The sequence below is a fragment of the Arthrobacter oryzae genome (assembly GCF_031454875.1).
In the GTDB taxonomy this organism is placed as follows: domain Bacteria; phylum Actinomycetota; class Actinomycetes; order Actinomycetales; family Micrococcaceae; genus Arthrobacter; species Arthrobacter oryzae_D.
Genome location: NZ_JAVDRQ010000005.1, coordinates 317,950 through 333,393 on the forward strand (window position 1 = coordinate 317,950; position 15,444 = coordinate 333,393).

11 protein-coding genes are annotated in these 15,444 nt (G+C 64.3%); all 11 read left to right on the forward strand.

Annotated features, from left to right (window positions below):
• Positions 1–258 precede the first annotated feature (258 nt).
• The 11 genes from J2805_RS11455 to J2805_RS11505 all read left to right on the forward strand — a co-directional run bounded on the left by J2805_RS11455 (position 259) and on the right by J2805_RS11505 (position 15,355).
• Positions 259–2,160: an acetolactate synthase large subunit gene (locus J2805_RS11455; RefSeq protein ID WP_309976168.1), complete on the forward strand. Its 1,902-nt coding sequence runs from the start codon at positions 259–261 to the stop codon at positions 2,158–2,160.
• A gap of 2 nt (positions 2,161–2,162) precedes the next feature.
• Positions 2,163–2,675 carry an acetolactate synthase small subunit gene (gene ilvN, locus J2805_RS11460; RefSeq protein ID WP_028271611.1) on the forward strand — a complete coding sequence of 171 codons (513 nt, stop codon included), beginning with the start codon at positions 2,163–2,165 and terminating at the stop codon, positions 2,673–2,675.
• 100 nt (positions 2,676–2,775) lie between these two features.
• Complete coding sequence (gene ilvC / locus J2805_RS11465) at positions 2,776–3,801, forward strand: ketol-acid reductoisomerase (RefSeq protein ID WP_309976171.1); 1,026 nt, start codon at positions 2,776–2,778, stop codon at positions 3,799–3,801.
• A gap of 126 nt (positions 3,802–3,927) precedes the next feature.
• The gene (gene serA / locus J2805_RS11470; RefSeq protein WP_309976172.1) at positions 3,928–5,517 is read left to right on the forward strand and encodes a phosphoglycerate dehydrogenase; all 1,590 of its coding nucleotides are present in this window, start codon (positions 3,928–3,930) and stop codon (positions 5,515–5,517) included.
• A gap of 208 nt (positions 5,518–5,725) precedes the next feature.
• Positions 5,726–8,521, forward strand: a complete 2,796-nt coding sequence (locus J2805_RS11475) for an ABC transporter permease (RefSeq protein WP_309976174.1) — start codon at positions 5,726–5,728, stop codon at positions 8,519–8,521.
• Positions 8,518–9,273: an ABC transporter ATP-binding protein gene (locus J2805_RS11480; RefSeq protein ID WP_309976176.1), complete on the forward strand. Its 756-nt coding sequence runs from the start codon at positions 8,518–8,520 to the stop codon at positions 9,271–9,273. The genes J2805_RS11475 and J2805_RS11480 overlap by 4 nt, the downstream gene beginning before the upstream one ends.
• 65 nt (positions 9,274–9,338) lie before the next feature.
• Complete coding sequence (metG, locus tag J2805_RS11485; RefSeq protein ID WP_309976178.1) at positions 9,339–10,898, forward strand: methionine--tRNA ligase; 1,560 nt, start codon at positions 9,339–9,341, stop codon at positions 10,896–10,898.
• 413 nt (positions 10,899–11,311) lie between these two features.
• Positions 11,312–12,112 (forward strand): hypothetical protein, encoded by an 801-nt coding sequence (locus J2805_RS11490; protein WP_309976180.1) that lies wholly within the window; start codon positions 11,312–11,314, stop codon positions 12,110–12,112.
• A gap of 89 nt (positions 12,113–12,201) precedes the next feature.
• Positions 12,202–13,008: a class F sortase gene (locus tag J2805_RS11495; protein ID WP_309976182.1), complete on the forward strand. Its 807-nt coding sequence runs from the start codon at positions 12,202–12,204 to the stop codon at positions 13,006–13,008.
• An 80-nt stretch (positions 13,009–13,088) separates the two neighbouring features.
• On the forward strand, positions 13,089–14,141 hold the full coding sequence (locus tag J2805_RS11500) for a 3-isopropylmalate dehydrogenase (RefSeq protein ID WP_309976183.1): 1,053 nt from the start codon (positions 13,089–13,091) through the stop codon (positions 14,139–14,141).
• A gap of 101 nt (positions 14,142–14,242) precedes the next feature.
• Entirely contained in the window at positions 14,243–15,355 is a 1,113-nt protein-coding gene (locus tag J2805_RS11505; RefSeq protein WP_309976186.1) for a branched-chain amino acid aminotransferase, read from the forward strand.
• Positions 15,356–15,444 lie beyond the last annotated feature (89 nt).

Consider the following 15,444-nt stretch of genomic DNA (forward strand, 5'->3'; position numbering starts at 1 on the left):
GAGTCCATATGGTGAGATGCGCGCCGTCGTCGTTGACACGCTTCTTACCAGAGGGAAAACTGAACGCATGATCGCATTCGTTACCGGCATCGTCGTCGTCCTTACCAAGCGCGTGGCTCAATAGCCCGACTGGTAACGAACCGTCACGCGCAACCCCTCGAAGAGCCACTAGGCTGAGGGGTTTTTTTATTTGTTGCAAGTAATTGAATTCCGCCCTGAGAACAACCCGCTAATGAAGATCCACAAAGGAAGAGTCCGATGAGCAAAGGATCGCCGATCAGCCCCTCGCTGATGGCTACAAAGTCCGCTGGAGCCCCCAAGGCTCCGGAACGCGCCGACCGCACGGCCGATGCCGGCGTCGACCACGCTGCTGCTGTCTCTCCTGTCCTTGGACCGAACAACGTCGTACCCCCGACGGTGATGACCGGTTCGCAAGCTATTGTCCGCTCGCTCGAAGAACTCGGCGTGGACGATATTTTTGGTTTGCCCGGTGGCGCGATCCTGCCCACCTATGACCCCTTGATGGCCTCCCGCATGAATCACGTGCTGGTCCGTCACGAACAGGGAGCCGGCCACGCCGCGCAAGGCTACGCCATGGTTACCGGGCGGGTAGGCGTTTGTATTGCCACCTCCGGCCCCGGAGCCACCAACCTCGTTACCGCCATCATGGATGCGCACATGGACTCCGTACCGCTGGTGGCCATCACCGGCCAGGTATCCAGCGGAGTCATTGGCACTGACGCTTTCCAGGAAGCGGACATCGTCGGCATCACGATGCCGATCACCAAGCACTCTTTCCTGGTGACCGACCCCAACGACATCCCGCATGTCATGGCCGAGGCCTTCCACCTTGCCTCCACGGGACGTCCGGGTCCGGTGTTGGTGGATGTCGCCAAGGATGCGCAGCAGGGCCAGATGACCTTTTCCTGGCCGCCGAAGATCGACCTTCCCGGTTACCGTCCCGTGGTCCGCGGCCACAACAAGCAGGTTCGCGAAGCGGCGAAGCTGATTGCCGCGGCCAGCAAGCCCGTGCTGTACGTCGGTGGCGGCGTAGTCAAGGCCCACGCTGCGGCCGAACTGCGGGAACTGGCAGAAATCACCGGCGCTCCCGTGGTCACCACACTGATGGCCCGCGGCGTCTTCCCGGACTCCCACCCGCAGCACGTCGGCATGCCCGGCATGCACGGTACGGTCTCCGCCGTGACCGCGCTGCAGCAGTCGGATCTGCTCATCACGCTCGGAGCACGTTTCGATGACCGGGTGACCGGAGTCCTGAAGACGTTCGCACCCAACGCGAAGGTGATCCACGCGGACATCGATCCGGCCGAGATTTCCAAGAACCGCACGGCGGACGTTCCGATCGTGGGATCCGTCAAGGAGATCATCCCGGAGCTCACCGAGGCCGTGAAGACGCAGTTCGAGGTGTCCGGCAAGCCGGACCTGGACAACTGGTGGACGTTCCTGAACAACCTGAAGGAAACGTATCCGCTGGGCTGGACGGAGCCGGAGGACGGACTATCCGCCCCGCAGCGTGTCATCGAACGCATCGGTGCCCTCACCGGACCCGAGGGGATCTATGTGGCCGGAGTGGGCCAGCACCAGATGTGGGCCGCGCAGTTCATCAAGTACGAACGCCCCCACGCCTGGCTGAACTCAGGCGGTGCCGGCACCATGGGCTACGCCGTACCGGCGGCCATGGGTGCCAAAGTGGGCGAACCGGACCGTGTGGTCTGGGCCATCGACGGTGACGGCTGCTTCCAGATGACCAACCAGGAACTGGCCACCTGCGCCATTAACAAGATCCCCATCAAGGTTGCCGTCATCAACAACTCCTCGCTGGGAATGGTTCGCCAGTGGCAGACGCTCTTTTATGAGGGCCGCTACTCGAACACTGACCTGAACACCGGACACGAGACGGTCCGGATTCCGGACTTCGTGAAACTGGGCGAGGCCTACGGCTGCGCGTCCTTCCGGTGCGAGCGCGACGAGGACATCGACGCCACCATCCAGAAGGCCCTTGAGATCAATGACCGCCCCGTGGTCATCGACTTCGTGGTGAGCCCCGACTCCATGGTGTGGCCGATGGTGCCCGCCGGAGTGAGCAACGACCAGATCCAGGTCGCCCGCAACATGACCCCGGAATGGGAAGAGGAGGACTGATCATGACCCGCCACACGCTGTCCGTTCTGGTCGAAGACAAACCCGGTGTGCTGACCCGCGTCGCAAGTCTTTTTGCCCGCCGGGCCTTCAACATCAACTCCCTGGCCGTCGGCCCGACGGAGGTCCCGGGCATGTCCCGGATGACCGTCGTCGTCGACGCCGACGGTGACCTCATTGAGCAGGTCACCAAACAGCTCAACAAACTGGTCAACGTGATCAAAATCGTCGAGCTGACCTCCGAATCTTCCGTACAGCGAGACCACATCCTGGTCAAGGTACGTGCGGATGCCGCGACACGTCTGCAGGTGACCCAGGCTGCAGACCTGTTCCGCGCTTCAGTGGTTGACGTCTCCACAGACTCCGTGGTCATTGAAGCAACCGGCCACCCCGAAAAGCTCACTGCACTCCTGTCAGTGCTCGAGCCCTTCGGCATCCGCGAAATTGTGCAGTCCGGCACCCTGGCCGTTGGACGGGGATCCCGCTCCATGAGTGACAGGGCCTTGCGCAGCGCCTGATGCATAGGCAGGCACCGTCCTGCCTGCAGCGCAATGCCCGTGCAGTACCGCAACACCACAGACTAATTACCAGTGAATCCACTCAAGAGGAGTTACCCAAGTGACTGAAATGTTTTACGACGACGATGCAGACCTGTCGATCATCCAGGGTCGCAAGGTTGCGATCGTCGGATACGGCTCGCAGGGCCACGCCCACGCCCTGAACCTGCGCGATTCCGGCGTCGACGTTGTCATTGCCCTCAAGGAAGGCTCGGCGTCGATCGCCAAGGCACAGGATGCCGGCTTCACCGTCAAGAACGTGGCGGACGCCGCCGAATGGGCCGACGTCATCATGATCCTGGCTCCGGACCAGCACCAGCGCTCGATCTTCAACGACTCCATCAAGGACAAGCTGACCCCGGGCAAGGCACTCGCCTTCGCGCACGGCTTCAACATCCGCTTTGGCTACATCGAGGCACCGGAAGGCGTTGACGTCATCCTGATCGCCCCGAAGGCTCCGGGCCACACCGTGCGCCGCGAATTCGAAGCCGGCCGCGGCATCCCGGACATCATCGCCGTGGAGCAGGACGCCTCCGGCTCCGCCTGGGAACTGGCCAAGTCCTACGCCAAGGCCATTGGCGGCACCCGCGCCGGCGTCATCAAGACCACCTTCACCGAAGAGACCGAAACCGACCTCTTCGGCGAGCAGTCCGTGCTGTGCGGCGGCGTTTCCCAGCTGGTCCAGTACGGCTTCGAGACCCTGACCGAGGCCGGCTACCAGCCGCAGATCGCCTACTTCGAGGTCCTTCACGAGCTCAAGCTCATCGTTGACCTCATGTGGGAAGGCGGCATCGCCAAGCAGCGCTGGAGTGTTTCCGACACCGCAGAATACGGCGACTACGTCTCCGGCCCGCGCGTCATCACCCCCGAGGTGAAGGAAAACATGAAGGCTGTCCTCGCCGACATCCAGAGCGGCGCGTTCGCCAAGCGCTTCATCGACGACCAGGACAACGGCGGCGCCGAGTTCAAGGCGCTGCGTGCCAAGGCTGAGCAGCACCCCATCGAGAGCGTTGGCCGCGAACTGCGCGGCCTGTTCTCCTGGCAGCAGCAGGACGAGGACTACGTAGAGGGTTCGGCAGCCCGCTAAGCCCGGCATTCAGCCGCCAGGCAGAAGACAACAGTGAGGCCGGGTTCACACTTAACAATGTGAGCCCGGCCTTTCCGTCAGCCTAGACTTGATTTATCCCCAGGACTGCAACGCAGAGGATCAGCCGTGTCAAAACCCGTAGTACTGCTCGCCGAAGAACTTTCACCCGCCACAGTCGAGGCCCTCGGCCCGGACTTTGAAATCCGCCAGACCGACGGCGCCGACCGTTCCCAGCTGCTCGCAGCCATCGCGGATGTTGACGCCATCCTGGTCCGCTCTGCCACCCAGGTGGACGCCGAGGCCATCGCTGCGGCCAAGAACCTGAAGGTCATTGCCCGCGCCGGCGTCGGCCTGGACAACGTCGACATCAGGGCCGCAACGCAGGCCGGTGTCATGGTGGTCAACGCACCGACGTCGAACATCGTCTCGGCCGCCGAACTCACGGTGGGCCACATCCTGAGCCTCGCGCGCCACATCCCGCAGGCCAGTGCCGCGCTCAAGGACGGCGAATGGAAGCGCTCCAAGTACACCGGCATTGAACTTTACGAGAAGAAGATCGGCATCATCGGCCTGGGCCGGATCGGTGCCCTCGTGGCGGCCCGCCTCAAGGGCTTCGACACCAAAATCCTGGCGTATGACCCCTACATCACCTCCGCCCGTGCAGCCCAGCTCGGCGTGCAGCTGGTGACTCTCGACGAACTGCTGGCTCAGTCGGACTTCATCACCATCCACATGCCCAAGACGCCGGAAACGGTGGGCATGCTCGGCGCCGAGGCGTTCAAGAAGATGAAGCCGACCGCCTACGTCATCAACGTTGCCCGCGGCGGCCTGGTGGACGAGGAAGCACTCCACGCGGCCCTGAAGGACGGCGAGATCGCCGGAGCCGGTGTTGACGTCTTCGTCAAGGAACCCAGCACCGACCTGCCGTTCTTCGAGATGGACAACGTCGTGGTGACCCCGCACCTGGGCGCATCCACCGACGAAGCACAGGAAAAGGCCGGCGTCTCCGTGGCCAAGTCCGTCCGCCTGGCGCTGGCCGGCGAGCTGGTCCCCGATGCAGTGAACGTTGCCGGCGGCGTCATCGCTCCCGACGTCCGCCCGGGCATCCCGCTGATCGAGAAGCTGGGCCGCATCTTCACGGCGCTGACCCACGCATCCCTGACCCAGTTCGACGTTGAAGTTGCCGGCGAGATTTCCTCACTGGACGTCAAGGTGCTGGAACTGGCCGCGCTCAAGGGCATCTTCGCCGACGTTGTGACCGAACAGGTCTCCTACGTCAACGCCCCGGTCATTGCCGAGCAGCGCGGCATCAACGTCCGCCTGATCACCACTCCGGACACTGAGTCGTACCGCAACGTCCTGACCCTGCGCGGTGCCCTGAGCGACGGTAGCCAGATCTCCGTGGCCGGAACCCTGACCGGACCCAAGCAGATCCAGAAGCTCGTGGGCGTCAACGGCTATGAAGTGGAAATCCCGATCAGCGAGCACCTGGTGGTGGTGGCCTACGCCGACCGCCCCGGCGTGATCGGCACGATCGGGCACATCCTGGGCATGAACAACATCAACATCGCCGGCATGCAGGTTGCGCGCCAGGCGGAGGGCGGCCAGGTCCTGGCTCTCCTGACCATCGACAGCTCGGTGCCGCAGCAGGTCCTTGACGCGATCAAGGCCGGCATCGGTGCCGAAATGGTGCGTGAAGTCGATCTCGAAGACTGACATCCCGCCTATTCGGTGAACTTCCTGTGACAGAGGTTAACTTCTGCCACATATGATTGGCCGGTCTGCGTACAATGGCTGGGTCCGATTTTCGGATCCGGCCGGCAGACCGGCCATTATTTTTTGCACGCCCGGCAGGGGACGCCTTCACATCCATTAGGTGTGACTGAGGTGTGCACACACGCAATCGAGCTTTTCAGGGAGCCCAATGAACGCCGTCCAGAGGTTCATCAGAAGCCGAGTGCTTTTGCTGACCGCGGCCATTTTGATCGTCGCCATGTGCCTGTCCGTCCTCGTCCAGGGCCAGTCGCAGGCGGCGCTCAACCGAACTGTCGACGAGAATTCCCGCGGCCTCTATGACATCCTGGTCCAGGCCAAGGCCGGGTCCGGTGGAGCGCTGATGCAGCCGGAAATCGCCAATGGCCAGGGCGGCATCAGCTTCGATCAGCTGGATGGCATCAGGAAGCTCTCAGGCACGTCCGTGGCGGCTCCGATCAGCCTGGTGTCCCGGGTGTCGCAGAACCTGGAGTCCCCGCGCCTTGACGCCATGGACTACCTGGGCTTCAACGCCGGCCTCGTGGGCACGGCAACCGCCGGGGAGCCCGGGGCAACCGACCCCAGCAAGTGGCCGGCAGCCGAATCCGTCCTCACCGACGAGGCGAAGAAATACCGGATGACGGCCAGCGCCGTCAGCTCGGACGGCAAGTCCGAACAGACGCTGTTCAAGTCCATGGCCGAGGGCTCGCTCGGCAAGGCGCGGCTCGTCGAAGAGCAGACCGCCGGCGGCAAGAGCATCCGCATTGCGGGCGCCGAAGGCGAGACCGGCATCAAGTTCCCGGCTCCGGCCGGCGGTTCCGAACACAACCTTTTCAATCTTTCCGTTTCCCTTCCGCTGGCGCCGCAGGTGACGGAGTCGGTCGTCGCCGTCGACCCCGTCTCGGAGCGCGCCCTGTTGGGGACCGCCGGTGACTTCCTGGCACCGCTCGAAAAGGCGCCGCCGGCGGATGCCCGCAACGCCGGAGCAATCGGCCGGCACTTCGAAAGCCTGTTCACCACCGGAATCAGCATGCAGGAGCTCGAGGAGGGACCTGACTTCCTCGGCGTCAAACTCAAGTACTGGGCTCCCCTGATGACCCAGTTCCAGCAGGCAAAACGGAACGGCCAGCTCACCGCCGATTCCCAGGCCATCCCGCTGATCGTCCGCTCGGGTACCTCCCTGGACCTCAAGTACACGGTCAAGATTGAGGAAATCGACGATTCCGGAAACGTGGTCAAGGATGTGGGCACCGTAACCCGCTCCCTGGACAAGGACTACCTCCCGTTCGTCTCCAAGTCGCCGTTTGCGCTTTCCTGGCCGGGATCGCAGGACTACTCCCAGCTGCTGGGCAACACCGGCAACTTCAGCCAGGGCCTTTACAACCCGGCGACGTGGAGCACCGACTTCGCATCGGCTCCCAAATACACCGACGGCGACACCGCCGGCAACGGCGCCGTGGACAAGACGGCGACACCGGGGGAGTGGGTGACCGTCAACCGGCTCCCGGAGAAGGGAGCCGGCGGCGCACCGGTCGACCAGACCCAGCGGGAACCGGTCGACGAGCGCTCCTACCGCGAGAACCTGGAAACGGGCACCAAGCTCGCAGCTCCGCTCGCCATGGTCTATGGCACGTTCGACGCCGACAAGGTCCAGGAAGCCGCCGGAGACATCAACCGGCTGCCTTTGGGCGGCTACGACCCCTCACCGCTTACCCTGACCGAGGACGCGCAGGGGAACAAGGTCGAGAACACCGAACTCAAGCCCTCGCTAAGCGCCACCGGACTGGTCAGCCAGTCCGCCGGTGCCATCACCGATTACTACGGCCTCGCCGCGGCACGGGGGTACGAAGAGAACGCTTCCGTGATCGACGCCGTCCGCGTCCGTGCCAAGGCGCCGGGCAGCTGGAAGCAGTCGCAGCCGGAGGTGGAGCAGCTCGCCAACGAAATCCGCGACATGGGTCTGGAAGCCACCGTTGTTGCCGGCTCCGCGCGTGAAGACGCCAACATCTTCGTCCCCGGCTATTCCAAGGACGACGCCGGCAAGGAATCCGCGCTGGGCACCGTTAGCCAGTCCTGGGTCCGCCAGGATGCGGCCGATGCCGTGACCGGCTCCCTGACCGGAACCAACGTGACCCTGCTGTTCCTGACCCTCATCGGGGCCGCCCTCCTTACAGGGGCGTCCACCGTCAGCTACATCCGCCAGCGCCGCCTCGAAGCCGGCACACTGCGGGCCATGGGTTGGACCCAGACGCGGATCCGCAGCTGGGTGCTTGCGGAATTCGGCGTCGGAGCGGGGCTGTTGGCCATTGCCGGCATTGTCCTGAGCCTGGTCAGCTGGAACGTCGCGACCGTCATCGTCTCCGCATCCGTGCTGGTGCTTTACCTGGCCGCCGCGTACTTCGCGGCCCAGCAGCTGAGGCACCGCGACGAAGTGGACCAGGAACCGCAGCACGATGAGCGGCTGATCGCCGTGGACTCCCCGCTCACGTTCGCCAACCGGCAGCTCAGCACCAACAAGTTCAACACCATCTCCCTGGCTGTCGCCGTCGGCGTCTTCGGGGCTGCTGTGGGCGGGCTGATCGCCCTCCTGATCGACATTCCCCGGGCAGCCGGCGCGAGTGCCCTGAGCGGTCTCGCCGCGGCAAGCGTGGCCCTGCCCAGCATTGTCCTGGCCCTTTCGGGAGTGGCGGTGGGTCTGGTGCTGACCCTCGTGACCGGACGCTTTGAGCTCCAGGCCAAGCGCCAGTACCTCGGCACCCTCGAAGCGATGGGCTGGAACCCCGACATGCTGGGCCAGGTGCGGCTGTTCGAAAACGCCCTCGTGGGTACGGTGGCCTTGCCGCTTGGCGTGGTGGGCGCCCTGGGCATCGGCCTGCTGCTCGCACCCTATGCCGCGCTCTGGGCCGCACTGGCCGGGCTCGTGGCTGTACTTTGCTGGATTCCAATTGCAACGAAAGTGGTCCAATGAACAACGACCTGAATCTCGACCGGATTCCCCAGGATGAGGCCGGGGACGGCTTGCTCCAGACCCGTGCCAACACCATCCTGAAGGCCGAAGACCACGGGACCCCGCTGGAACTGAGCAACATCACCATCCGCTACGGGGGCCAGAAGGGCGGAGCCGACGCCGTCAACGTCGTCGAGGGCTTCGACCTGACCCTCCACGCCGGTGAAATGCATTGCGTCGCCGGCCGAAGCGGTTCGGGCAAGACCAGCATCCTCACCGTCGGCGCCGGACTCACGCTGCCGACGTCGGGCCGTGTCTTCTGGGAAGGACAGTCCCTCGAGAGCATGGGCGACGACGAAATCGCCGACCGCCGTCGGGCACTGATCGGCTACGTGGACCAGGGCGGTGCCCTGATTGACGGCATGAGCGCTTTGGAGAACGTGCTGCTGCCGGCCGTGCCGGACGGTGAAGTGGACCAGCGCCGCGACATGGCAAAGGACCTCCTGGACCTGGTGGGCCTGGGACGGCGCATGCGGCACCGTCCCGCCCAGCTCTCCGGTGGCGAGCGTCAGCGCGTGGCGATTGCCCGCGCACTGATCCTGGGAACGCGCGTGCTGGTAGTGGACGAACCCACCGCGAGCCTGGACCGCACGTCAGCCAACCGCATCATCAGCATCCTCAAGGACACCACGTCCGACGGTATTGCTGTGCTGGTGGCGTCACATGACCACGAACTTGTCCGGCTCAGCGATACCCTGACCGAACTGATCTAGATTTAGGGGTAGCGTTTCCCGTCTGCCGGCCCAGCCACCGTTCCGAAAAAAGGTAACTTCCCAGAGTGTCGTCTTCAGCCCAAACCCCGTTCTACATCACCACTGCCATCACGTACCCCAACGGCGTGCCGCACATCGGCCACGCGTACGAGTACATTGCCACCGATGCGATGGCCCGTTTCAAGCGCCTGGACGGGTTCGACGTCTTTTTCCTGACCGGCACCGATGAGCACGGCATGAAAATTGCGCAGGCTGCCGAGAAGGAAGGCATTACGCCCAAGGAGCTGGTGGACCGGAACGCCGAAATCTACAAGGCGGCCCATGCCGACCTGGGAATCTCGTACAACCGCTTCATCCGGACCACGGACGAAGACCACTACGCCGCCTCGCAGGCCATCTGGAAGAAGATGGAGGCCAACGGGGATATTTACCTGTCGAAGTACGAAGGCTGGTACTCGGTCCGCGACGAAGCGTATTACGTCGAAGACGAGACGGTGCTCAAGGAAGACGGCCTGCGCTACTCCCGTGAGACGGACACCGAGCTGACGTGGACGGCCGAGGAGAGCTACTTCTTCCGGCTCTCCTCCTACCAGGACAAACTGCTGGCGCTGTACGAGGCACATCCGGAATTCGGCGCTCCGCAGTCCCGCTTCAACGAGGTCATCAGCTTCGTCAAGCGCGGGCTGGAGGATCTCTCCATCAGCCGCACCACCTTCGACTGGGGTGTGCCGGTTCCCGGCAACGACAAGCACGTGATGTACGTGTGGGTGGATGCGCTGACGAACTACCTCACCGGCATCGGCTACCCGGACGTGGACTCTGAGTCCTTCAGGAAGTTCTGGCCGGCGGATGTCCACGTGATCGGCAAGGACATCTCCCGGTTCCACGCCATCTACTGGCCGGCATTCCTGATGAGTGCCGGACTGGAGCTGCCCAAGCGGATCATGATCCACGGCTTCCTGCACAACAACGGCGTCAAGATGTCCAAGTCCCTGGGCAACGTCGTGGCGCCGTCGGACTTCGTGGCCCAGTACGGCCTGGACCAGGTGCGCTTCTTCTTCCTGCGCGAAGTGCCTTTCGGCGCCGACGGCAGCTACAACCACGAAGCGATTGTGGGACGGATGAATGCCGACCTCGCGAACAACTTCGGAAACCTGGCCCAGCGTTCATTGTCCATGGTCGCCAAGAACTGCGAGGGCCGCGTTCCGGTTCCCGGCGCCTTCTCGGCCGAGGATACCGCCCTGCTGGCCCAGGCCAACGGACTGCTGGACGCCGCCCGGGCTGCGTTTGAAAAGCAGGAATTCAGCCGTGCCCTCGAAGCAATCTGGAGTGTTCTGGGCGACACCAACGCGTACTTCGCCGAGCAGGCCCCATGGGTCCTGCGGAAGACCGACGTCGAACGCATGAATACGGTGCTGTATGTGACGCTTGAGGTGCTCCGGATCGTGGCCATCCTGGTCCAGCCGGTAATGCCGACGGCGGCCTCCGCCCTGCTTGGGACCCTCGGCCAGCCCGACGGCGACGCCCGCCGGTTCGCGGCGATCTCCACGCCGCTGGTTCACGGCACGGAACTGCCCGCCCCCGCGCCGATCTTCCCCAAGTATGAGGAACCGGCAGAAGCGTAATTTCCGCAGAATGCTCCCGCAGGTGAGCAAATTGTTGTGAGGCTCCCTCACCCGGGTCACCGGGTGGGGGAGCGCTTTTTCACCCACGGGACGGCAGTTCCAAGGGGAGCCTCCCGTCTCAAACAGGTACTGGCTCCAAGTAGTTCCCTCTATGCATTCGAGTGAATAGATTCTCGAAGCAGGTAATTGGTACCCGCGCCCGTTTGGTAATCGCGTACCCGTTACTCGGGTTTAACTTCAGCCGCAAACCTAGCCTGAAAAGGCAAGCGAACTGATGACGAATGCTGGGGAGTAACCGTCACCATTCAATTCGCTCATTGAGGTCTCACGCAGGTTTGCAGTACCTGGTCTCAAGACGGTTACTCCACGCAGTCCGGTCAGTTCGAATCGGATTTGCTATGGAGGGACCGAAAATGAAACGCACTATCGCCACTCTGGGGGTGGTGGGGCTGGGGCTGATGGGTGCCACAGTTGCAGCGAACGCCGCCCCCAATGACAGGATCACCATTTGCCACGCCACCGGCTCGGCGTCCAACCCCTATCTCTTGGAAACCATCAGTCTCAATGCGCTGGCGGCACACGTCGGCGACACTGGCGACATCGTGCCGGCGAACGCTGGGAACGACATACCCCACGGCCAGAACCTCACGGCAGCGAACCTCATCCTGCTGGCCAACAACTGCGTGGCTCCGCCCGCTCCCGTTGACCCCGACCCGGTAGATCCCGGCCCCGTTGATCCGGGCCCTGTGGATCCGGGCCCTGTGGATCCGGGTCCGGTTGATCCGGGCCCTGTGGATCCGGGTCCGGTTGATCCGGGCCCGGTTGATCCGGGTCCGGTTGATCCGGGCCCTGTGGATCCGGGTCCGGTGGATCCGGGTCCGGTGGACCCCGGACCCGTGGATACGGTTGACGAAGTTGTGCCGGCAACCGTTGTTGTCCCGGACGGAGCGCTGCCTGCCGCCGTGCCGCCCGCAGCTGTTCCGGCCGCGGTGCCGGCTGCGGCGGCGGTGACACCGGTTGCCTCAACGTCCGGCGGTGCTGCTGCGGCAGCTGTTCCGGCGGCCAGCAACGTTGGCTACAACGTCCAGACTGCCGTTGGGAGCCCGGGCACGGGGATCCCGGCCTGGCTGGCGGCGTTGACCGGGCTCTTCGCGGCGGTAGGTGGCTGGGTGCTCGTCAAGGGCGGCCTGCGCTCCCGCGGCGCGAACACCTAGGGAACCCAACCAGGGCGGGTGCCGTGAAGTTGCGGTCGCGGCACCCGCCTTCCCTTTCACTGATTTCAGTTTCAGCACCAGGAGCCCCCATGGTCAGTCATCGCCGAAACCGGCAGAAGCGTGCCGTCGGTATCCGTGGCCTGTTGCTCAGCTACCGGGATATCCTGATGCTCGCCGTGTGCGCTGCGGGGCTTCTGGCAGCGTGGCTGGTGTACGGAGTGACCGGCTCCGGAAATCACGGGTCGCCCGCGGCGGGGGAGCCTGCTGCGACAGTTCTTTCAGGGCCGGTTCCAGTCGCGCAGGCTGACCCGCAGGTTCCTGACCCGCAGGTTCAGGCCGGGGCGACCGCGCCTGAAGCCGCGGCGACTGCGCCGGCGCCGGGCGGGGAGCCCGCTGCACCGCTGGCCAACGGCGGCGTGCCCGCGGCACAGCCAACGGTTTCGTATCCGGCTGCGTCTTCGCCGCAAAGGCTGACGTACCCCGCGGCCGAAATGGACGTGGTGGTGCATCCCCTGGCATCCGATTCCCTTGATGCTGAAAGCCACAGCATTGTTCCGCCCGAGACGATGGACGCCTACTGGCTGGCGCCCTTCGGGACGCCCGGGGCCGGCTCCACCAACACGACCTACATCATCGGCCACAGCTGGGAGGGGCTCGATGCGCCGTTCAACCACTTGAGCTCAGCCGCCGCGGCCGGCGACGAACTGACCGTCACCACAGCTTCCGGCACCATGACTTACAGGGTGGATTCCGTCACCACCTACACCAAGGCCACCTTGAAGGACAGCCCAATCTGGGCTGTAGCGCCCAATCGGCTTGTCCTCATCAGCTGCTACACCGAGGATCCGTGGGGTAAGAACGTGGCGGTGGTGGCCTCCCCGGTACCAGGCCGCTGACGCATCTTCCGCCTACCCGGCGTGTTTCGAATACTGAGACAACTTGACCATCATGTGGATGGCTTGGCTACCCTGAAAACATGAGCGCATCCACGATTAATCTTGCTGTCATTCCCGGCGACGGCATCGGCCCTGAGGTCATCGCCGAAGCCTTGAAGGTCCTGGAGAAGGTTGTGGCCGCAGAAGGCGTCACCCTGGAACAGACCCACTACAAGCTGGGCGCGCAGCACTGGCTGGAGACGGGCGAGACCCTGCCGGACGAGGTGCTCAGCGATCTCCGCACCCGCGACGCCATCCTGTTCGGCGCTGTCGGCGCTGCCCCCGGTGACACCCGGATCCCGTCCGGCATCATCGAGCGGGAGATGCTCCTCAAACTCCGCTTCAGCCTGGACCACTTCGTCAACCTGCGGCCGTCACGCCTCTTCGGTAGCGTGGGCAGCCCGCTGGCCAACCCCGGCGAGATTGACTTCCTTGTGGTCCGTGAAGGCACCGAGGGCCCCTACGTCGGCAACGGCGGCACCCTTCGCGCCGGCACCAAGCACGAGGTTGCCACCGAGGTCTCCCTTAACACCGCCCACGGCGTGGAGCGGGTGGTCCGCGATGCGTTCCGCCGGGCCAGCGAACGTCCGCGTAAGCACGTCACCCTCGTCCACAAGCACAACGTGCTGGTCTACGCCGGCCACCTGTGGAAGCGCACCGTTGAAGCGGTGGCACCGGAATTCCCGGACGTCACCCATGATTACCTGCACATCGACGCGGCAACGATCTTCATGGTCACCGACCCTTCGCGCTTCGACGTGATTGTCACGGACAACCTTTTTGGCGACATCATCACCGACCTCGCCGCTGCCATCACCGGAGGCATCGGCCTGGCCGCCTCGGGCAACATCAACATGGAGCGGACGGCCCCGTCCATGTTCGAACCGGTGCACGGATCGGCTCCCGACATCGCCGGACAGCAGAAGGCGGACCCCACCGCGGCCATCCTGTCCGCTGCGCTGCTCCTGGACCACCTCGGCTACACCGACGCCGCGAAAAAGATCGAAGCAGCGGTCATCGCCGACGTCGAAGGCCGCGACGGCGGGGAACGCACCACGAGCGCCGTGGGCGACGCAATCGCGGCCGCCCTGTAGGGGCCCGCATCAGGCGTAAGCTTGTTTCGAATCACCAACATGCTGCCGTGGTCCGACGATGAACCACGTCCACACACCAGGCAGCCGACCGTGGAGGAACCATGACTCAGACTGCCCATGGCGTCGAATTCACCCAGCAGCCTTCGGCAACCCCGAAGTCAGCTGAAGAGCGTGCAGCCATCCTGGCGAACCCAGGATTCGGCAACTATTTCACCGACCACACCGCGGTCGTCGACTACAGCGTCGACGAGAACGGCAGGGGCGGCTGGCATGACGCACGCATCGAGGCATACGGTCCCATCTCGCTTGACCCTTCGGCGGCAGTGCTGCACTACGGCCAGGAGATCTTTGAGGGGCTCAAGGCCTACCGCCATGCCGACGGATCGGTGTGGACGTTCCGCCCCGAGGCCAACGCCGCGCGGCTGAACAAGTCCGCCCGCCGGCTCGCGCTGCCGGAACTGCCGGAGGAATACTTCCTCGGCGCCATCCGGGAACTCGTGCAGGCCGACCGGGAGTGGGTTCCGGCCGGGGATGGCGAGGCCCTGTACCTCCGCCCGTTCATGATCGCCACTGAAGCCTTCCTTGGCGTCCGCGCGGCCCGTGAAGTGTCCTTCCGCGTGATCGCATCACCGGCCGGCAACTACTTCGGCGGTGAGCTGAAGCCTGTTTCCATCTGGATCTCGCGGGAGTACGCCCGTGCAGGCCGTGGCGGAACCGGTGCTGCCAAATGCGGCGGCAACTACGCGGCATCCCTCATCGCACAGCAGGAAGCCGAGGCCCACGGCTGCAAGCAGGTCCTCTTCCTGGACCAGTTCAATGACAATGCCGTTGAGGAACTGGGCGGCATGAACGTGTTCTTCGTCATGAAGGACGGCTCACTGGTGACGCCAGCCCTCACCGGAACCATCCTTGAAGGCGTCACCCGGATGTCCGTCATCCAGGTGGCCAAGGACATGGGCCGCACCGTCACCGAGCGCAAGATCACCCTGGACGAATGGCGCGACGGCGTTGCATCGGGTGAGATCACCGAGGTCTTTGCCTGCGGCACTGCGGCCGTGATCACGCCCATCGGAGTCCTCAAGGACGCCACGGAGTTCATCGGTTCCGAGGATGCAAAGGCAGGGGAGACCACCATGGCCATCCGCGAGCATCTCCTGGGCATCCAGACGGGCACCGTCGAGGATACGCACGGCTGGCTGACGCGCCTTGCCTAGCTCCCTCTGACCGACGCACGACGCCGGGTGGCCCGCAACGCTTGCGGGCCACCCGGCGTCGTACTTTCCTGACGCAGCTGGTGCCGCCT

Coding starts and splice junctions, on each gene's coding strand:
- J2805_RS11475 (WP_309976174.1), top strand. CDS start 5,726: ATGAACGCCGTCCAGAGGTTCATCAGAAGCCGAGTGCTTTTGCTGACC.
- J2805_RS11480 (WP_309976176.1), top strand. CDS start 8,518: ATGAACAACGACCTGAATCTCGACCGGATTCCCCAGGATGAGGCCGGG.
- J2805_RS11505 (WP_309976186.1), top strand. CDS start 14,243: ATGACTCAGACTGCCCATGGCGTCGAATTCACCCAGCAGCCTTCGGCA.
- J2805_RS11490 (WP_309976180.1), top strand. CDS start 11,312: ATGAAACGCACTATCGCCACTCTGGGGGTGGTGGGGCTGGGGCTGATG.
- J2805_RS11495 (WP_309976182.1), top strand. CDS start 12,202: ATGGTCAGTCATCGCCGAAACCGGCAGAAGCGTGCCGTCGGTATCCGT.
- J2805_RS11455 (WP_309976168.1), top strand. CDS start 259: ATGAGCAAAGGATCGCCGATCAGCCCCTCGCTGATGGCTACAAAGTCC.
- ilvN (WP_028271611.1), top strand. CDS start 2,163: ATGACCCGCCACACGCTGTCCGTTCTGGTCGAAGACAAACCCGGTGTG.
- J2805_RS11500 (WP_309976183.1), top strand. CDS start 13,089: ATGAGCGCATCCACGATTAATCTTGCTGTCATTCCCGGCGACGGCATC.